This is a genomic window from Pseudomonas sp. 21615526 (assembly GCF_013386245.1).
GTDB lineage: Bacteria > Pseudomonadota > Gammaproteobacteria > Pseudomonadales > Pseudomonadaceae > Aquipseudomonas.
In genome coordinates, this window is record NZ_JACAOM010000072.1 from 57,915 (window position 1) to 76,107 (window position 18,193).

Consider the following 18,193-nt stretch of genomic DNA (forward strand, 5'->3'; position numbering starts at 1 on the left):
TCTGATTATGTTTATCAACTGAATGCGGAGTACCGAACATGCCAAAGATGAAAACTAAAAGTGGTGCTGCTAAGCGGTTTCTGAAAACTGCTAACGGTATCAAGCACAAGCACGCTTTCAAGAGCCACATCCTGACTAAAATGTCGACCAAGCGTAAGCGTCAACTGCGCGGTAGCAGCTTGCTGCATCCGTCTGACGTGGCAAAAGTCGAGCGCATGCTGCGCCTTCGTTAATTTTAGTCAAGAATAGAGGAAGTAACTCATGGCTCGTGTAAAGCGTGGCGTCATGGCGCGTAAGCGCCACAAGAAAATTCTGAAACTTGCTAAAGGCTACTACGGCGCGCGTTCACGCGTATTCCGTGTTGCCAAGCAAGCGGTTATCAAGGCTGGCCAATACGCCTACCGTGACCGTCGTCAGAAAAAACGTCAGTTCCGCGCTCTGTGGATCGCTCGTATCAACGCTGGTGCACGTGTTAACGGTCTGTCCTACAGCCGTTTCATCGCTGGCCTGAAAAAAGCGTCCATCGAGATCGACCGTAAGGTTCTGGCTGATCTGGCAGTGAACGAAAAAGCGGCGTTTGCTGCGATTGTCGAGAAAGCTAAAGCCACCTTGGCTTAAGTACCCCCGACAGTCACCCTGGGTCGCTTCCGCGGCCCACGGTGTTAAACGTCTTAAATAGGGGAAGAGCCTTCAAGCTCTTCCCCTATTTTGTATCTGGAGTCTGTACATGGAAAACCTGGATGCGCTGGTCTCTCAAGCACTAGAGGCTGTGCAAAGCGCAGAAGATATCAATGCCCTGGAGCAAATCCGGGTTCACTACCTTGGCAAAAAGGGTGAATTGACTCAGGTGATGAAGACCCTGGGGAATTTGCCGGCTGAAGAGCGTCCGCAAGTCGGTGCGCTGATCAACGTGGCCAAGGAGCGTGTTACAGAGGTTCTCAATGCGCGCAAGGCGTCGCTCGAGGAGGCTGATCTTGCGGCCAAGCTCGCCGCCGAATCCATTGACGTGACCCTGCCTGGCCGTGGCCAGACCTCGGGCGGCCTGCATCCGATTACCCGGACTCTGGAACGTATCGAGCAGTTCTTCACCCACATCGGCTACGGCATTGCCGAAGGCCCTGAGGTCGAAGACGACTATCACAACTTCGAGGCGCTCAACATCCCAGGCCACCACCCGGCCCGGTCGATGCATGACACCTTCTATTTCAACGCGAACATGCTGCTGCGCACCCATACCTCGCCGGTACAGGTCCGCACCATGGAATCGCAGAAGCCGCCGATCCGCATCGTCTGCCCAGGCCGTGTGTATCGCAGCGACTCCGATATCACCCACTCGCCGATGTTCCACCAGGTCGAAGGCCTGCTGGTTGATCGCGACATCAACTTCGCCGACCTCAAAGGCACCATCGAAGAGTTCCTGCGGGTGTTCTTCGAGAAGGAGCTGGCGGTACGTTTCCGTCCTTCATTCTTCCCGTTCACCGAGCCATCCGCTGAAGTCGATATGGAATGCGTGATGTGCAGCGGTAAAGGCTGCCGCGTCTGCAAACAGACCGGCTGGCTGGAAGTGATGGGTTGCGGCATGGTTCACCCCAACGTGCTGCGCATGTCCGGGATCGACCCGGAAGAATTCTCGGGCTTTGCCTTCGGCATGGGCGTTGAGCGTCTGGCCATGCTGCGTTACGGCGTGAACGACTTGCGTCTGTTCTTCGACAACGACTTGCGGTTCCTCGCGCAATTTCGCTAGTCGTAACGGATCTTTAGGAGAGCAGGATGAAATTCAGTGAACAATGGCTGCGTGGCTGGGTAAGCCCGCAGGTAAGTCGCGACGAGCTGGTTGCTCGTCTGTCGATGGCCGGCCTTGAGGTCGATAGCGTTACGCCGGCCGCCGGTGTTTTCAGTGGCGTGGTAGTGGGCGAGGTGCTGAGCACCGAGCAACACCCGGACGCTGACAAGTTGCGTGTGTGCCAGGTCAGCAACGGCGCGGAAACCTTCCAGGTCGTGTGCGGAGCGCCAAACGTGCGCCCGGGCCTGAAAATCCCGTTCGCCATGATCGGTGCCGAGCTGCCAGGCGACTTCAAGATCAAGAAGGCCAAGCTGCGTGGCGTTGAGTCCAACGGCATGCTGTGCTCCCAGGCGGAGCTGCAGGTCGGTGAAGGCAACGATGGCCTGATGGAACTGCCGGCCGACGCGCCAGTGGGCCAGGACATCCGTGTCTATCTGGAACTGGAAGATGCCAGCATCGAGGTCGACCTGACCCCGAACCGCGGCGACTGCCTGTCGCTGGCGGGCCTGGCGCGTGAAGTCGGCGCACTGTACGCCGCGACCGTGACCCGCCCGGTGGTTGCAGCGGTACCTGCCGTGCACGACGAAGTGCGTTTGATCGAAGTGCTGGCCCCCAACGCCTGCCCACGTTACCTGGGTCGCGTGATCCGTAACGTCGACCTGTCCAAGCCAACCCCGCTGTGGATGGTTGAGCGCCTGCGCCGTTCCGAAGTGCGCAGCATCGACGCTGCCGTCGACATCACCAACTACGTGATGCTGGAACTGGGCCAACCGCTGCACGCCTTCGATCTCGCCGAAATCAACGGCGGCATCCGCGTGCGCATGGCCGAGGAAGGCGAGAAGCTGGTACTGCTCGACGGCCAGGAAGTCAGCCTGCGTGCCGACACCCTGGTGATCGCTGACCATTCCCGCGCCCTGGCGATTGCCGGCGTGATGGGGGGGGAGCACAGCGGCGTGTCCGCAACCACTCGCGACATCTTTCTCGAAAGCGCTTTCTTCGATCAGATCGCCATCGCTGGCAAGGCCCGTTCCTACGGCCTGCACACCGACGCCTCGCACCGCTACGAGCGTGGCGTGGACTGGCAGCTGGCCCGTGAAGCCATGGAGCGCGCCACTGGCCTGCTGCTGGAAATCACTGGCGGCGAAGCCGGCCCGATCATCGAAACCGTCAGCGAACAGCACCTGCCGTCGGTTGCACCGATCATCCTGCGCGCCAAGGCCGTTGAGCAAATGCTCGGCCTGGTGATCGAGCCGGTTGAAATCGAGCGCCTGCTGTCGGCACTCGGCCTCGGCATCTCGGCCGGTGAAGCAGGGCAGTGGCACGTAGAAGTGCCAAGCCATCGCTTCGATATCAGCCTGGAAGTCGACCTGATCGAAGAACTGGCCCGCCTGTACGGCTACAACCGCCTGCCGGTTCGTTACCCGCAAGCGCGCCTGGCGCCGCAGCCGAAAGCCGAAGCCCGTGCACACCTGCCGGAACTGCGTCGCCTGCTGGTTGCCCGTGGTTATCAGGAAGCGGTGACCTACAGCTTCATCGATCCAAAGCAATTCGAACTGTTCAACCCGGGTGTCGAGCCGCTGTTGCTGGCTAACCCGATCTCCAACGACATGGCCGCCATGCGCTCGTCGCTGTGGCCGGGTCTGGTGAAGGCGCTGTCCCACAACCTGAACCGTCAGCAAGACCGCGTGCGCATGTTCGAAAGCGGCCTGCGTTTCGTCGGTCAGCTGGATGGCCTGAAGCAAGAGCCGATGCTGGCTGGTGTGGTTTGCGGCAGCCGTCTGCCTGAAGGCTGGGCACAAGGTCGCGACACCGTCGACTTCTTCGACGTCAAGGCCGATGTGGAAGCGGTGCTGGGCTTTGCCGGTGCGCTGGATGCCTTCACTTTCACCCCTGGCAAACACCCGGCGTTGCACCCGGGCCAGACCGCCCGTATCGAACGTGAAGGTCGCCTGGTGGGCTTCGTTGGCGCGATTCACCCGGAACTGTCGAAAACCTTGGGGCTGGACCGTCCAGTCTTCGTTTTTGAGCTAGTCTTGGCTGAAGTGGCCTCGGGCAAAATGCCTAAATTCAGCGAGTTGTCGCGTTTCCCTGAAGTACGACGTGATCTGGCGCTGATTGCCGATCAAGGTGTTGCGGCCAGTGCTGTTCTGGACGTAATCCGTGAAAATGCAGGGGAATGGCTGACAGACCTCAGGCTATTTGACGTCTATCAGGGTAAAGGCATTGATCCGCATAGAAAAAGCCTTGCAGTTGGCTTGACCTGGCAGCATCCATCGCGCACTCTTAATGACGATGAGGTGAATACGACGACGCAAAATATCCTCACCTCGCTCGAACAAAGGTTGAACGCCACGTTAAGGAAGTGACGTATGGGGGCTTTGACGAAAGCTGAGATGGCGGAACGTCTGTATGAAGAGCTGGGCCTGAACAAGCGCGAGGCCAAGGAATTGGTCGAGCTGTTCTTTGAAGAAATCAGGCACGCACTTGAAGACAACGAACAGGTCAAATTGTCCGGTTTCGGCAATTTTGACCTGCGGGACAAACGCCAGCGGCCTGGCCGCAATCCAAAAACGGGAGAAGAAATCCCGATCACGGCTCGCCGTGTGGTCACCTTTCGTCCAGGGCAGAAGTTGAAGGCCCGAGTTGAGGCTTATGCTGGAACCAAGTCATAACGACGAACTGCCCGTCATCCCAGGCAAACGCTACTTCACCATTGGTGAAGTCAGCGAGCTCTGTGCGGTAAAGCCGCACGTGCTGCGCTATTGGGAGCAGGAGTTTCCTCAACTCAACCCCGTCAAACGCACCGGGAACCGTCGGTATTATCAGCGCCAGGATGTGCTGATGATCCGACAGATCCGTGCGTTGCTGTACGACCAGGGGTTCACCATCAGCGGCGCGCGCCAGCGTATGTCCGGTGATGAAGCCAAAGACGACACCACCCAATACAAGCAAATGATCCGCCAGATGATCTCCGAACTCGAAGATGTGCTGGTGGTTTTGAAGAAGTAATTCCGGCTTTTAAAATACTTCCACATTTCAAAAGCTTGCGGTATATTCCTGATCGCTTCGTTGCGAAGCGAACCCAGTAACACGCCTAGTCGGGGCGTAGCGCAGTCCGGTAGCGCACTAGCATGGGGTGCTAGGGGTCGAGTGTTCGAATCACTCCGTCCCGACCATATAATTTAAAAGGGCCGCGAGATTTATCTCGCGGCCTTTTTTATTTCCCTGCATTCCCAAAAAACACCAACGCCCGCACCTCGATACTCCTCCTTGGCGGTGCATCCACCGGCGTAGTCGGGTCATCAAACGCCGTATGTGCGCTGCGCCTTGCAACATCGCTACGCGAGTCATGGATCTTCAACAGCAGCACTTCATCCGGCCGCAACTGCGGGTAGTAATACCAGCGATGTGCGGGATTGGCCTTGACCGAAAAAGTCTCGCCAACCTTGTCCCGATACACCAGGTCGCTGGGCAGCAAGTCGCTCTCGGCCATGCTTTGCGCATCGCACAGGGCGAGTGGGGTGCTCAGGACCGGCGCACCAATCGGCCGCCAGACGTTAATAATCGCAAACCGTTCCAGCAGCCGCTGTTCAGCCTCATCCGCAGGCAAATGATCACGTACCCTGCGAATCGCCGAGCGCTCGGTCTGGTCGTTATGCACGTACCGCACCGGCTCACGCAGCCCGCGGTCCTCGCGTCCAGGCTCGTCCACCCGGATGGTGTGGTCGAAGATCACCACTTTCACCGCACCGGTCTGTTGCTTGAGCAAGGCTTCGGTTTCCGGATAGTAGTGTTCACGGACCTGATCATCGTTTTCCAGGTCAGGCACCGAGCTGGTGTGGTCGATCCTTTCGAAACCGTTGCGATCCAGACAAGCCGGTTCGTCGAGCGACCGGGCGTTGTGAATACTCACTTGGGTGGGGTCCAGCACGCCGTTGCGCTTGGGTGTGCCGTCTGGCTGCGGGAAGGTGTAGTTCACCGGTCGCTCGCCGGTGTCCAGCAGGTAGTTGAGTTCGCCGATGACCGATGGCGGGGCGAGATGAGTCTGATGAGTTCCCATGAACAATCCTCCAGCCGTGAGGCGGTTTTCAGAAGGGTTCCTTGAAGGGCCGCAGGTCCAGTTCCTGGGTCCAGGCGCTGCGCGGTTGGGTGTGCAGGTACCAATAGGCGTCGGCGATGTCTTCGAGTTTCAGCGCACCGTCTTCCCCCAGTCGCGCCAGGTAATCGGGGGCCCGGCTTTGCACGCGCTCACCGTCGATGGCGCCATCGATGACCACATGGGCGACGTGCACGTTTTGTGGCCCGAACTCGCGGGCAAATGACTGGCTCAGTGAGCGCAAGCCCGCCTTCGCGGCAGCAAAGGCGGCGAACGGTGGCTTGCCTCGCAATGAAGCGGTAGCCCCGGTGAACAACAGGCTGCCGCCACCACTGTCGAGCAGCAAGCGGGTGGCCTCGCGGGCAAACAGGAAGCCACCCAGGGTCGATGCCCGCCAGGTCTGCTCGAACAACTGCGCGCTCAACTCCAGGGTCGGCGCTGCGACGGAGTTGCCGACATTGAAGATCGCGGCCTTGAGGGGGCCCAACTGGCTGATCTGCTGGCTGGCGGCGATCACCTCGGACTCGATTCCCGAGTCCGCCACGATAGCCACCGCCTCCCCGCCGAGCGCACGGATGCCCTCGACCACAGCCTGCAACTTGTCCGGGCTCCTGCCGCTGACAGCCACCTGCAAACCCTCCCGCGCGAAGCGTCGCGCCAGCGCCGCTCCCAGGCCGGCCACGGCACCCACACCAGCAACCCACACCACAGGCTCGGATCGAGACTCAGACATTAGCCACTTCCTCAATGAGATACGTGGCTAACAATTTACCCATCGCCGGGCGTGAGGAATAAGAACATCGACAGCTAAGGTTATGCGCTGACTCAATAGCGCATTTCCACCGCCACATAAGCCCCAATCCCATCCCCCGGATACAACGACGCCGTATCCTGCCCCTTCGCGTCATACAACGGCTGCACCGCCGTCACGTATTTCTGATTGGTCAGGTTCTTCAAATCCAGCGACACCTTCCAGTCCTTGCTCGGCGTTTCATACCCCACGTTCGCCCCGAAGATTGTGTAGGAGGGCGCATAGAAGCTGTTCGCATAGTCCACCGCCGTACGCGAAGCCGATTGCACATTCACCCCGGTATAGAAGCCCGCCGGGTGCTGATACTGCACTTCGCCCTGATAGATATGCTTCGGAATCCCCGGCAGTTGGTTGTCGCCGAAGGTCGGGTCGTGGCGGTAGTAGAAGTCGTTATAGGTATACACCTGGCGCAGGGTGATTTTTTCACCCGAGGTGTTTTCCCACAGGCGTGTATTCAAGCCGGCCTCGATGCCTTGGTGGATCGTCGGCGTGGCGTTGAATGCACCGGTGACCGCAGCAGCGGTGGAGGTGGCCGGGATGATCTGCACGTTGAGCAATTCATCTTTCACCCATGAGCGGTAGAGCGCCAGGCTGCCGTCGAAGATGCCCGACGAACCCTTGATCCCGATTTCCACGGTGTTGGCTTTCTGTTCCACCAGCGGCCGTACGTACGGCGTGGTCGGCCCGGAGCCGGAGTATTCCCAGGACGCCGGTGGATCGACGGATCGGCTGACGTTGGCAAACACTTGCAGTTGTGGGTTGAACTCGTAACGCACGCCCACTCGCGGTGCCAGGCTCCAGTTGTCGTAGGTCACATCGCTCGGGTAGGTGGTGGTGTTGGCCACCAGGGCTTCCTTGACGTCGGCATGGCGGCGGACGTTGATCGCCGAGACGCCACTGGTCAGCCACAGGCCGTCTACCAGTTCCAGGTCGTTGCCCACGGAGAACACGTGATCGAACGAGGAGCTGTAGTCGACGAACTTGCGCGTCTGTTTGTTGGCGAAGGTGGAGTCGACCTGGCCCTTGAGGTGCTCGGTGGAGGTGAAGGCCAGGCTGGAGCGGCTTTCGTGGCCGAACAGGGTGTCGTGGCGGTCGTAGTTGATCACCGCGCTCAGGTCATGCCAGTCCCAGTAGCTGGGGTTGCTCGGGCTGTTCGGGCTGTTGTTGTGGGCGTACTGGTAGTAGACGAAACCCACCGACAGGGTGGCGTCGTCCTCAAAGGTGTAGGTGGTCTTGCTGCCCAGCCATACGCTGCCGGGGCGACGGCTGCCGGCGCCGCTGCTTTCGGCGGTGGCACTGGCGCGGTCGGAGTGGTGCCTGACCGCATCCAGGGTGGTGGCGCTCGGGTCGTTGTGGAACTCGTCGCGGTAACGCAGCATCACCCGGGTTTCGAGTTGCGGGCTGAAGCGGTAGCCAAAGTTGGCCACTACGCCCTGGCTTTTCGACAGACTGTAGTCGCGGTAACCGTCGCTGCGGTAGTTGTCGGCATTCAGGTAGTAATCGAACGCACCCTCGACGCCGCCGACACTCAGGCTTTGCTTGTTGTAGCCGTAGCTCCCGGTTTCCGCCCGCACCCGCAGCCCGGGTGCGGTGTAACCGGTCTGGTTGACGAAGTTGATGGCGCCGCCAAGGCTCAGTGCGCCGTACTGGAAGGCGTTGGCACCCCGCAGGATCTCGGTGTAGTTCACCCCCGAGCCGTTGAGGAATTCGTAGGGTGTGCCGCCCGGGCCGGTGATCGGCAGGCCGTCGAACAGGAACTTGATGCCCTCACGGAAATACCCCGGCGAGGTGTTGGCGCCCGAGCCACGGATGGAGATCTTGGCCGCGTCGTTGCCGCCGGTGGACTGCACGAACACGCCCGGCTGATAGGCGAGGGTGTCCTGCAAGGTGGCGGTGCGTCCCTTGGCCACCTGTTCGCTGTCGACCACGCTGGTGCCGCCTGGCACTTCGGACAGCTGACTTTTGGCTGCCTCAACGGGCGTGATTTTTTGTGCCTCTACTGTCACCGTCTTTAGCCGTGTTCCGGTCGTCGGTGTGACCTCATCATCTGCCTGCACACTGGCGGAAAAAACCAGGGCTGAGCCCAGCCCCACCATCGCCAGCCAAGTTGCTTGCCGCACGGCAAGTGTCAACTTTTGCAACTCTCCCCGAAAGATTGGATCCATTAAGCGTGTTCCTTGTGAATAGATAAAAGAGCCCCAGCTTTCTATTCGAATAGTCATGCCTGTTTCGCTCTGAGCAGTTTCTATGCCAAGACTATTGGCCAAGGAATACGCGCGCTTAGTTAAGGTTAAGTGTTCTGCGGGATACTTTGTTTTGAGTCGGTGTTTGATTCTCAACAGTCAACTTTAATGCCTGGGATTGCCGCAGCTGTCTCGAACGCAACAGTTGATAAGCAGTGTGTAAGGCTACCAACAATCTCAGGGTGTATAACGGGTATAACCATATAAGTGTTTGGCAGTGTTTGCCCCGTTTTACAAGGGTTTTGCGCCGGTTTCATGGTCAATATGGCGTTTCTTGAAGACTGGCATGCTCACTGCATTACATCCCGTAATTGCAAACTTTCAGTGTTCATCGAGTTCCTCTAAGGAAGTGTCATTGACAACCATCCTGAAACTTTCGGCGGTTATTTCACTGTGCCTGGCAGTCAATGCCTGCTCACCGGCTGCGGCACCGAAACATGAAACGTCTGCGGCTGATGGCACGGTCACCAACGGTGTAGTGACTTATTCGGCGACGGACTTTCATGAGTCGTCACCGGGGCGCAGTGGCGGAACTTTGCGCGTCTCAGCCGCCTCCGACGCCGGCAGTTTCGATGTTCACGCACTGTCTAACGGCAACATCCAGTGGATGGGCCGGATTCTCTTCGATTGCCTGGTGTACCAGGACGAGCAGGGCAATATCAGCCCGTGGCTGGCTCGCTCCTGGGACATCTCCGACGACGGCAAGACCTACACCTTTCACCTGCGCGACGACGTGACCTTCAGCGACGGCGAGAAATTCAATGCCCAGGCGCTGCAAACCAACCTGGACCACATGCGCGACCCGGCGACCAAGTCCCCACTGGCCGCGGCCTATATCGCGCCGTACCTGGATGGCAAGGTCATCGACGACTACACCTTCGAAGCCCATTTGCGCGAACCCTATACGCCGTTCCTGGATGTGCTGGCGCAGTCCTGGCTGAGCATGATCTCCCCCAGGCAGATTCGCGAGGCGCCGAAGACCATCGCCGAGCACCCCATCGGCAGCGGGCCGTTTACGTTGCAGAGCTACACCCGTGACCAGGGCGCGGTGTTCATCAAGCGCCCCGGCTACAACTGGGCGCCACCGGTGACGCGCCACGCGGGCGAGGCCTACCTGGACCGTATCGAACTGAGCTACGTCCCCGAAGCCATGATCCGCTTCACGGCGCTAGAGTCCGGCCAGTCGGATTTCGCGCTTGATGCACCGGCCCAGAATGCCGCCGCCATCCGCGCCAACCCCGACCTGGTGATGCGCAGCCGGATTCGCAAGGGAAACCCGAGCCGCAGCATGACCTTCAACGTCGAGCAGCCACCGTTCGACGATGTACGGGTGCGTCGCGCAGTGGCCAAGGCCATTGACCGCGAAGGGTTGGCGTGGATTTCCGGCTTCGGCGAATACATCGCCAAGGCGGATTTCCTGGCGGCCAACACCCGGTTTTATCAACCCAACAACGACGCCCTGGCCTACGACGTGAAAGCCGCCAATGCGCTGCTGGACGAGGCCGGCTGGACCGGGCGCGATGCCCAGGGCTATCGAACCAAGGACGGGCAGCGCCTGAATGCAACGATGCTGTCCTATGACAACCCGGCGTTTCCCGCCAGCGTTTCGGTGGCCATCCAGGCCGACCTGAAAAAAGTCGGCTTCGAGATGCCCATCGAAATGCTGCCGCTGACCCGCGTGACCGAGAAACGCTACGCCGGGAAGTTCCAGGCGCTGGCGGGCGGTTACTGGCACACCAACACACCCGATGGCCTGTTCGTGCTCTATCACAGCCAGGCCATCAGCACCGACAAGATCATCGGCCAGAACGTCGGGCGCTTCCGTGATGCCGAACTGGATCGCGTGCTCAGCGCCGCCCGCCAATCCCGCGACCCGGTGCAATTGCAGGCGCTCTATGGCGAGGCGCAAAAGCGCCTGACCGAAACCGTCCCGGCGGTGCCTTCGGTGGAAAGCCAGGTGCTCACCGCGTATGGCCGGCAGGTCCAGGGCGTGATTTTCGATACCTCCCACAACGTACCGTTCTTCACCAGCATCTGGCTGGACCGGGGGCAACCATGAGCCTGTTCAAATCCATCGCCTGGCGCCTGCTGGCGGGCATTGGCGTGCTGTGGGGCGCGGCGACGCTGACGTTCCTCGCGGTCAATTTCAGCGGCGGTGACACGGCGCTGGCAATCCTCGGCGGGCCGGATTCGATGCCCACCCCGGAGCTGCTGGCCCGGGTGCGTGCCGAGTACGGCCTGGACCAACCCCTCATCGTGCAATACGGCAATTACCTGGTGCGCCTGGCCCATGGCGACCTGGGCGAGTCCTATCGCTTGCGCATCCCGGTGCAGCAGGCGATTGCCGAGCAGATCGGCGCAACCATTCAACTGTCCCTGAGCGCGGCGTTTCTGGCGGTGGTATTGGCCCTGGTGTGCGCGATCCTCACCGCCAACCGTTCGCGTTGGGTGCGTTCAGCCGTTTCAGGCAGCGAGCTGGTGCTGTCTTCAGCACCTTCGTTTGTGATCGGGATGCTGTTGTTGCTGGTGTTTTCGTTTCATTGGCACTGGTTGCCGCCCTCCGGTTCCGTTGGCTGGCGCTCATTGATCCTGCCCTCGATCGCGCTGGCGTTGCCGGTGGCGGCAGTGCTGACCCAGCTGCTGCGCCAGTCCCTGGAAGACACCCTCGAACAACCCTTTATTGCCATGGCCCGTGCCCGTGGCTTGTCCGAAACCGCTGTGCGCCTGCGTCATGCCTTGCGCCATGCGCTGGTGCCGTTGGTGACCCTGGCCGGGTTCGTGTTCGCCAGCCTGCTGGGCGGCGCGGTGGTGGTGGAATTGCTGTTTGCACGCCAGGGCATCGGGCGCTTGATGCTCGATGCCACCAGCAACAAAGACGTGCCGGTGGTGCTGGGCGTGACCTTGCTGGCCGCCACCGTCTATGTGCTGGTGAACCTGGCCGTCGATTTGATCAACCGCTGGATTGACCCTCGGGCCAACCAAGCGTGAGTGCCTTTGAAGAAGGAAAAACCATGAGTGCTTCGATCCCCGCTGAAGTGAGTTATGCCGACTTGCACCAGCGTTTCGCTGACGTATTTGCCCGGATAGCCGACACCGCCGTCGCCCGCGAGCAGCAACGCGAGCTGGCCCATGACGCGGTGGCATGGCTGCGCGAGGCCGGCTTTGGCGCACTGCGTGTGCCGCAGGCCTTGGGCGGCCTGGGTGCAAGCCTGCCGCAGCTGTTTCGCCTGTTGATTGAACTGGGAGAGGCCGATTCAAACCTGCCGCAGATTGTGCGCGCGCATTTCGGGTTTGTTGAAGGCCGGCTTTCCAGCCGTGACAGCGAGTCCCAAAATTACTGGTTCGCCAAAGTCGTCGACGGCGAGTTGTGGGGCGCCGCCATGGCCGAGCGCACCGACACCACCCGCAATTCGGTGACCCTCAGCGCGGTCGACTCTGGCTGGCAGCTGGACGGCGAGAAGTACTACTGCACCGGCACGCTGTACGCCAACTGGATCGCCGCCGTGGCCCTGGATGGCGAAGATTTTGTCAGCCTGGCGGTACGCACCGACGCGCCGGGTGTCACCGTCGAGGATGACTGGGACGGGTTTGGCCAGCGACTCACCGGCAGCGGCACCACCCGCTTCAAGGCGGTGAACGTACCGGAGCAGCACATTGTGCGGCGCTTCAAAAAAGACGAACTGCGCGCCGAGTCCTACCTGAGCGCTTTCTACCAGTTGTTCCACCTGGCGACCCTGGCCGGCATCGCCAACGCCGTGCTGCGTGACGCCACCGAATTCGTCAAGGGCCGCACCCGCGCGTTTGGTGTGCCGGGGCAATCGAGCCCCAAGGATGACCCGCTGGTGCAGCGGGTGATCGGCCGCTTGTCGAGCCTGGCCTATGCCGCACGCACCCAGGTGCTGGCCGTCGCGGAGGTGCTGCAGGACGTGCACGAAGCGGAGCAGGGCGGGCACGCAACCGAACAGCATTACACCGAGGCCGAGATTCGCGCTTTTCAGGCGCAACAGATCGTGCTGGAACAGGTGCTGGAAGCCACCACGCTGCTGTTCGAAGTCGGCGGCGCCTCCGCCACCAGCGAGTCGCGTCGCTTCGACCGGCATTGGCGCAACGCACGAACCCTGGCCTCCCACAACCCGGCGATCTTTCGCGAACGGGCACTGGGCAACTACTACCTCAATGACGTCACCCCGAACGCCGCCTGGCGCAGCCTGCAAGCCGCCGACGCCGAGCAGCAGGCCGCCCGCGACGAAGCGAGTGCGGTATGAGCCATCAACCCTTGAAGAAAAAAGGATCACCCATGCGTTACCGCCAACTGGGCAACAGCGACATCCAAGTCAGCGTGCTGGGCCTCGGCACCATGACCTGGGGCCACCAGAACACCGAAAACGATGCCCATCAACAGATCGACCTGGCACTGGCCGAAGGTATCAATTTCATCGACACCGCCGAGATGTACCCCACGCCCACCAAGGCCGAAACCTGGCGCACCACCGAGCGTTACATCGGCAGCTGGCTGGCGGCCAGTGGTCGACGTGACGAGGTGATCCTGGCCAGCAAAATCGCCGGCCCGGCCCGTGACCCCAGCAGCCAGCAGCACATCCGCGACGGCCTCAGCCGCCACGACCGGCGCAACATCGTCCAAGCCCTCGACGGCAGCCTCAAACGCCTGAACACCGACTACCTCGACCTGTACCAACTGCACTGGCCCGACCGCACCACCAACATCTTCGGCCAGCGCGAATACCCGTATCAGGCAGACACCCAGAGCGTCGCCATCGAGGAAACCCTGGCGGTGCTGGCCGATCAGGTCAAGGCCGGGAAGGTGCGCCACATCGGGGTTTCCAATGAAACCCCGTGGGGCGTCGCCGAGTTTCTCAAGCAAAGCGAACGCCTCGGCCTGCCGCGCATTGCCAGTGTGCAAAACCCCTACAGCTTGCTTAACCGCCTGTACGAAGGCGGCCTCTCGGAGTTCACCCATCGTGAAGGCGTCGGGCTGCTGGCGTACTCGCCGCTGGCCTTCGGTGCGCTCACCGGCAAGTACCTCGGCGGCGCACGGCCCGAGGGCTCACGGCTGTCGGCGGTGTACCGCACTTTCAATCGCTACGACAGTGCCTCGGCCCAGGAGGCCATCACCGGCTACGTGGAGATAGCCCGGCAACATGGCCTCACCCCGGCCCAACTGGCCCTGGCCTTCATCATCGACAAACCCTTCGTCACCAGCGCACTGACCGGGCAAACCAGCCTGGCGCAATTGCGCGACAACCTCGGCGCGCTGGACGTGACTCTTGGCGATGAGATCAAGGCGCAGATCCAGGCCATCCACCAGCGCATCCCCAACCCCGCGCCCTAGCACCAGGAGCCTGGCATGACGCAAACCATTGAAACGTTGATCGGCAATCGCCCGTTGCGTCTTGTCGGGTTTACCCAACTGCGGCCGGGTCTGTTGCTCGCCGGGGTATTTGTCGGGCTGTTGCTGTTGGCCGCCGTTGTTCCGCAATGGCTGGCCCCGTATGACCCGTTGGAGGCGTCGGCGCGCATGGCGTTCCAGGCGCCGAGCAATGTGCATTGGCTGGGCACTGATGAGAACGGGCGCGATGTGCTCAGCCGATTGATTTATGGCGTGCGTTCGTCGCTGTTCATGGGCCTCGCCGCCACTGCGCTGGGACTGGCCTGGGGCACCTTGCTCGGCTTGATCGCAGGCCTTGGGCCTCGCTGGCTGGACGGCGCCTTGATGCGCGGGATCGACGTGCTGCTGTCCTTTCCCGACCTGTTGCTGGCGCTGGTGATCATCACGTTTTTCGGCCAGGGCACGGCCAATCTGATTCTCGCGATAGGCATTGCCGGTGTGCCGCGTTATGCGCGCCTGGTACGGGCGCAAACCCTCAGCGTACGCAATGCCGGCTACGTCGAATCCGCCGTCACCCTCGGCCAATCGCAGCTGGCGGTGGTGCTGCGGCACATCCTGCCGAATGCGTTCAAGCCCGTGTTGATCCTCGCCACCATCGGCATCGGCGGCGCGATCACTGCCGGTGCCGCCTTGAGTTTCCTCGGCTTCGGCGCACCGCCGCCTGCGCCGGAGTGGGGCGGGATGATGTCCATCGGGCGCAGCTTCCTGGCCAATGCGCCGTGGCTGGTGGCCTGGCCCGCCCTGATCATCACCCTGACCGTTGTTTCCATCAGTGCCATCGGCCGCGAACTCTTGCGCCGCAGCGAAGGAAAGCCTCTATGACGATGAACATCCATACCCTCGGCCCGCTGGTCGATATCCGCGACCTGACAGTACGTTTCGGCCAGGCCGAGCCGGTGTTGCACGGTGTCAGTCTGCAGTTGAGCCGGGGTGAATGCCTCGCGCTGGTGGGGGAGTCGGGGTCCGGAAAAAGCGTCACCGCCCGCACCCTGGCTGGCCTCACCGGCAAGGACGCCCATGTCCAGGCTGCCAAGCTGGCCTTCCAGGGCGTCGACCTGCGCCAGCTCAACGAGCGGGCCTGGCAGCAACTGCGCGGCGCGAGCATCGGCTTTGTGATGCAGGACGCGTTGGGCGCGCTGGACCCGCTGCGCCGCGTCGGTGCCGAGATCGAAGAACCGTTGCACCTGCACACCGCATTGGGCCTGGAAGCGCGCCGCCTGCGGGTGCTGGAACTGCTGCGGGATGTCGGTGTGCCGGAACCGGAACTGCGCGCCAGCCAATACCCCTGGCAACTTTCCGGCGGCTTGCGCCAGCGGGCGCTGATCGCCTCGGCGATTGCCTGCAATCCGCGGCTGATCATTGCCGATGAACCCACCACGGCACTGGATGCCACGGTGCAGGCCCAGGTCATCGCCCTGCTGGAGAGCCTGCGCGGTGAAGACAATGCACTGCTGATGGTCAGCCACGACCTGTCGGTGGTCTCGCGCCTTGCCGATCGCGTGGCTGTGATGCGCCACGGGGTGATCGTGGAGGAGGGCAGCACCGAACAGGTCCTGCAAGACCCGCGTCATCCGTATACCCAACTGCTGCTGCGGGCCGCCAAGGCCGTGCACTTCCAGCCCACACGCCGACTGCTCACGGCGGTGGAGCCCGAGCCGGCGCCCCAGGGCGAAATACTGCTTGAAGCACGCGAGCTGTCCAAAACCTTTGTCGGCCCCGACGGCAAAACCCGCACGGTGCTGAACCAGGTGTCGCTACAGCTGCGTCGCGGCGAGACGCTGGGGGTGGTGGGCGAATCGGGTTGCGGCAAGACCACCTTGACCCGGCTGATACTCGGCCTGGAAACCGCCGATGCCGGCGAGGTGTGGATCAAGGGCCAGCGCTGGTCCGACCTCGACGCCAGGCAAAAACGCGAAGCCCGGCGTGCGGTGCAAGTGGTGTTCCAGGACCCGCTCAGCTCCTTCGACCCACGCTACACCGTGCAGCGTGTGCTGTTCGAAGCGCTGGTGGTGGCTGGCGTACCGCGTCATGCCCGGCGCGACCGTGCCCTGGAACTGCTGGAATTGGTACGCCTTGATGCCAGCGTCTTGTCGCGCCGGCCGATCGAACTTTCCGGTGGCCAGCGCCAGCGCATCGCGATTGCCCGAGCGTTGGCTTCCGAGCCGCAGATCCTGATCTGCGATGAACCGGTGTCGGCACTCGACGTGTCGGTACAGGCACAGATTCTCGAACTGCTCGACGACCTCAAGCGCCGCCTCGGCCTGGCTTGCCTGTTCATTTCCCATGACCTCGGCGTGATCAACTACGTCAGCGAGCGCGTGCTGGTGATGAAGGCCGGTGAAGTGGTGGAGTCCGGCTCGGTACGCGCGGTGTTCGACCGTCCGGCCCATGCCTATACCCGCGCGCTGATCGATGCGATCCCGACCCTTGAAACCGACTACACGCCGATCCCGTTCTACCTGAATGTCGCGATCTGACGTATTGGAAAACGTATCTACGAAAGGAGTGCTCCTGGTGCCCAAGCAACTGCACGTGAATTTGTTTGAAATGAACTGCGTCAGCCACATCGTCCATGGTTTGTGGGTGCACCCGGACAACAACCGGCACCGTTTCAACGACCTGGACTATTGGACCGAGCTGGCGCAGTTGCTGGAATACGGCACCTTTGACGGCGTGTTCCTGGCCGATGTGATTGGCACCTATGACCGCTTTCGCGACGGCCCCGAGACCTCGCTGCGTGAGGGCATGCAGATTCCCAGCAACGACCCGCTGCTGGTGATTCCGGCGATGGCCGGGGTGACCAAGAACCTGGGGTTCGGCGCGACCTTTTCCACCACCTACGAACCGCCGTTCGCCTTTGCGCGGCGCATGAGTACCCTCGATCACCTGACCAAGGGGCGGGTGGGCTGGAACATTGTCACCTCGTACCTGCCGAATGCGGCGCGCAACTTCGGGCACGACACTGAGGTGGTTCACGATCACCGCTACGAGATCGCCGATGAATACCTCGACGTGCTGTACAAGCTTTGGGAAGGTTCCTGGGACGATGACGCGGTGATTGTCGACCGTGAGCGTCGGATCTACACCGATCCGGACAAGGTGCGCTATATCAACCACGTGGGGGAGCACTTCAAGGTTGCAGGCCCACACTTGTGCCAGCCTTCGCGGCAGCGTACGCCGGTGTTGTTTCAGGCTACGGGGTCACCGGCCGGGATCGAGTTTGCCGGGCGGCACGCCGAAGTGGTGTTTACCGGTGGTAATGATGCGCCGGCGGTGCGGGCGAATATCCAGGCGATGCGGCAGAAGGCGGTTGAGCATGATCGCGATCCGGCGGGGTTGAAGTTTATTGTGATGGCGGGGGTGATCGTTGGGCGGACCGATGAGGAGGTGAGTGCCAAGCTCGACAGTTATCGCAAGTTGGTGAGTGTCGAGGCGTCGCTGGCTCACGGGCAGTCGGCGATTGATTTGACGGCGTATCCGCGGGATACGTTGATCAGTGATCTGGTGAGTCGGCAGGTCAAGGGGTGGGAGAGTTTGAGCCGGTACAAGGCGGACTCCACTGTTGGGGCGGTACTGGCGCAGCTGGGTGGGTTTAATCGCGAGCGGTTTTTTGTCGCGGGTACGCCGACGGTGGTGGCGGACGCGATTGAGAAATGGCTGGATGAGGATGGGATCGACGGGATTAACCTGAGGCAGTATTTGTCATTTGAGACGGCGCGGGACTTTATTGAATTGGTGGTGCCGGAGTTGCGTCGTCGGGGGCGGTTTCGTGAGCGGTACAACGAGGGGGAGACGTTGCGGGAGCGGTTGTTTGGGGCTGGGCGGGCGCGGTTGCCGGGGGACCACTTTGGGG

At 61.5% G+C, this 18,193-nt stretch carries 16 protein-coding genes and 1 tRNA gene; 14 read left to right on the forward strand and 3 right to left on the reverse strand.

What is annotated here, in order from left to right; all coding sequences use genetic code 11:
* The first annotated feature begins 38 nt into the window (after window positions 1-38).
* The 7 genes from rpmI to HX786_RS20800 all read left to right on the forward strand — a co-directional run bounded on the left by rpmI (window position 39) and on the right by HX786_RS20800 (window position 4,959).
* Window positions 39-233, forward strand: a complete 195-nt coding sequence (gene rpmI / locus HX786_RS20770) for a 50S ribosomal protein L35 (RefSeq protein WP_002553160.1) — start codon at window positions 39-41, stop codon at window positions 231-233.
* Window positions 234-261: 28 nt separating this feature from the next.
* Window positions 262-618: a 50S ribosomal protein L20 gene (rplT, locus tag HX786_RS20775; protein ID WP_003219940.1), complete on the forward strand. Its 357-nt coding sequence runs from the start codon at window positions 262-264 to the stop codon at window positions 616-618.
* A 109-nt stretch (window positions 619-727) separates the two neighbouring features.
* Entirely contained in the window at window positions 728-1,744 is a 1,017-nt protein-coding gene (gene pheS, locus HX786_RS20780) for a phenylalanine--tRNA ligase subunit alpha (protein WP_003219939.1), read from the forward strand.
* A gap of 26 nt (window positions 1,745-1,770) precedes the next feature.
* Complete coding sequence (gene pheT, locus HX786_RS20785) at window positions 1,771-4,149, forward strand: phenylalanine--tRNA ligase subunit beta (RefSeq protein WP_178912537.1); 2,379 nt, start codon at window positions 1,771-1,773, stop codon at window positions 4,147-4,149.
* A 3-nt stretch (window positions 4,150-4,152) separates the two neighbouring features.
* Window positions 4,153-4,455 (forward strand): integration host factor subunit alpha, encoded by a 303-nt coding sequence (gene ihfA / locus HX786_RS20790; protein ID WP_002553164.1) that lies wholly within the window; start codon window positions 4,153-4,155, stop codon window positions 4,453-4,455.
* A complete protein-coding gene (locus HX786_RS20795) occupies window positions 4,436-4,792 on the forward strand; it encodes a MerR family transcriptional regulator (protein ID WP_003219935.1) in 357 nt (118 codons plus the stop codon). The genes ihfA and HX786_RS20795 overlap by 20 nt, the downstream gene beginning before the upstream one ends.
* 90 nt (window positions 4,793-4,882) lie before the next feature.
* Window positions 4,883-4,959: transfer RNA gene (locus HX786_RS20800), tRNA-Pro, on the forward strand.
* A gap of 41 nt (window positions 4,960-5,000) precedes the next feature.
* On the opposite strand, the gene HX786_RS20805 is transcribed toward HX786_RS20800, so the two are convergent.
* From HX786_RS20805 to HX786_RS20815, 3 genes are all read right to left on the reverse strand, one after another.
* Window positions 5,001-5,843: a CmcJ/NvfI family oxidoreductase gene (locus HX786_RS20805; RefSeq protein WP_178912538.1), complete on the reverse strand. Its 843-nt coding sequence runs from the start codon at window positions 5,841-5,843 to the stop codon at window positions 5,001-5,003.
* 28 nt (window positions 5,844-5,871) lie between these two features.
* Entirely contained in the window at window positions 5,872-6,612 is a 741-nt protein-coding gene (locus HX786_RS20810; protein ID WP_177035841.1) for an SDR family NAD(P)-dependent oxidoreductase, read from the reverse strand.
* 92 nt (window positions 6,613-6,704) lie between these two features.
* Window positions 6,705-8,855, reverse strand: a complete 2,151-nt coding sequence (locus tag HX786_RS20815) for a TonB-dependent receptor (RefSeq protein WP_178912539.1) — start codon at window positions 8,853-8,855, stop codon at window positions 6,705-6,707.
* A gap of 433 nt (window positions 8,856-9,288) precedes the next feature.
* Here HX786_RS20815 and HX786_RS20820 point away from each other — a divergent pair, with 433 nt between their 5' ends.
* From HX786_RS20820 to HX786_RS20850, 7 genes are all read left to right on the forward strand, one after another.
* Entirely contained in the window at window positions 9,289-10,992 is a 1,704-nt protein-coding gene (locus HX786_RS20820) for an ABC transporter substrate-binding protein (RefSeq protein WP_177028845.1), read from the forward strand.
* Window positions 10,989-11,921 carry an ABC transporter permease gene (locus tag HX786_RS20825; RefSeq protein ID WP_178912540.1) on the forward strand — a complete coding sequence of 311 codons (933 nt, stop codon included), beginning with the start codon at window positions 10,989-10,991 and terminating at the stop codon, window positions 11,919-11,921. The genes HX786_RS20820 and HX786_RS20825 overlap by 4 nt, the downstream gene beginning before the upstream one ends.
* A 23-nt stretch (window positions 11,922-11,944) precedes the next feature.
* Window positions 11,945-13,198, forward strand: coding sequence for an acyl-CoA dehydrogenase family protein (locus tag HX786_RS20830; RefSeq protein ID WP_177035844.1), 1,254 nt, complete (start codon window positions 11,945-11,947; stop codon window positions 13,196-13,198).
* Between the two features lie 32 nt (window positions 13,199-13,230).
* The gene (locus HX786_RS20835; protein ID WP_177023200.1) at window positions 13,231-14,283 is read left to right on the forward strand and encodes an NADP(H)-dependent aldo-keto reductase; all 1,053 of its coding nucleotides are present in this window, start codon (window positions 13,231-13,233) and stop codon (window positions 14,281-14,283) included.
* A gap of 15 nt (window positions 14,284-14,298) precedes the next feature.
* The gene (locus HX786_RS20840; RefSeq protein ID WP_003219920.1) at window positions 14,299-15,162 is read left to right on the forward strand and encodes an ABC transporter permease; all 864 of its coding nucleotides are present in this window, start codon (window positions 14,299-14,301) and stop codon (window positions 15,160-15,162) included.
* Window positions 15,159-16,817, forward strand: a complete 1,659-nt coding sequence (locus HX786_RS20845) for an ABC transporter ATP-binding protein (protein ID WP_178912541.1) — start codon at window positions 15,159-15,161, stop codon at window positions 16,815-16,817. The genes HX786_RS20840 and HX786_RS20845 overlap by 4 nt, the downstream gene beginning before the upstream one ends.
* A 37-nt stretch (window positions 16,818-16,854) precedes the next feature.
* Window positions 16,855-18,193, forward strand: a 1,339-nt coding sequence (locus HX786_RS20850; RefSeq protein WP_178912542.1) for an LLM class flavin-dependent oxidoreductase, incomplete at its 3' end; no start/stop codon positions are given.

What these genes read in the sequence shown, in the direction of transcription:
- pheT (WP_178912537.1), top strand. Translation starts at nt 1,771, where the DNA reads ATGAAATTCAGTGAACAATGGCTGCGTGGCTGGGTAAGCCCGCAGGTA.
- HX786_RS20810 (WP_177035841.1), bottom strand. Translation starts at nt 6,612, where the DNA reads ATGTCTGAGTCTCGATCCGAGCCTGTGGTGTGGGTTGCTGGTGTGGGT.
- HX786_RS20835 (WP_177023200.1), top strand. Translation starts at nt 13,231, where the DNA reads ATGCGTTACCGCCAACTGGGCAACAGCGACATCCAAGTCAGCGTGCTG.
- rplT (WP_003219940.1), top strand. Translation starts at nt 262, where the DNA reads ATGGCTCGTGTAAAGCGTGGCGTCATGGCGCGTAAGCGCCACAAGAAA.
- ihfA (WP_002553164.1), top strand. Translation starts at nt 4,153, where the DNA reads ATGGGGGCTTTGACGAAAGCTGAGATGGCGGAACGTCTGTATGAAGAG.
- HX786_RS20795 (WP_003219935.1), top strand. Translation starts at nt 4,436, where the DNA reads ATGCTGGAACCAAGTCATAACGACGAACTGCCCGTCATCCCAGGCAAA.
- HX786_RS20805 (WP_178912538.1), bottom strand. Translation starts at nt 5,843, where the DNA reads ATGGGAACTCATCAGACTCATCTCGCCCCGCCATCGGTCATCGGCGAA.
- HX786_RS20825 (WP_178912540.1), top strand. Translation starts at nt 10,989, where the DNA reads ATGAGCCTGTTCAAATCCATCGCCTGGCGCCTGCTGGCGGGCATTGGC.
- rpmI (WP_002553160.1), top strand. Translation starts at nt 39, where the DNA reads ATGCCAAAGATGAAAACTAAAAGTGGTGCTGCTAAGCGGTTTCTGAAA.
- HX786_RS20815 (WP_178912539.1), bottom strand. Translation starts at nt 8,855, where the DNA reads ATGGATCCAATCTTTCGGGGAGAGTTGCAAAAGTTGACACTTGCCGTG.
- HX786_RS20830 (WP_177035844.1), top strand. Translation starts at nt 11,945, where the DNA reads ATGAGTGCTTCGATCCCCGCTGAAGTGAGTTATGCCGACTTGCACCAG.
- HX786_RS20840 (WP_003219920.1), top strand. Translation starts at nt 14,299, where the DNA reads ATGACGCAAACCATTGAAACGTTGATCGGCAATCGCCCGTTGCGTCTT.
- pheS (WP_003219939.1), top strand. Translation starts at nt 728, where the DNA reads ATGGAAAACCTGGATGCGCTGGTCTCTCAAGCACTAGAGGCTGTGCAA.
- HX786_RS20845 (WP_178912541.1), top strand. Translation starts at nt 15,159, where the DNA reads ATGACGATGAACATCCATACCCTCGGCCCGCTGGTCGATATCCGCGAC.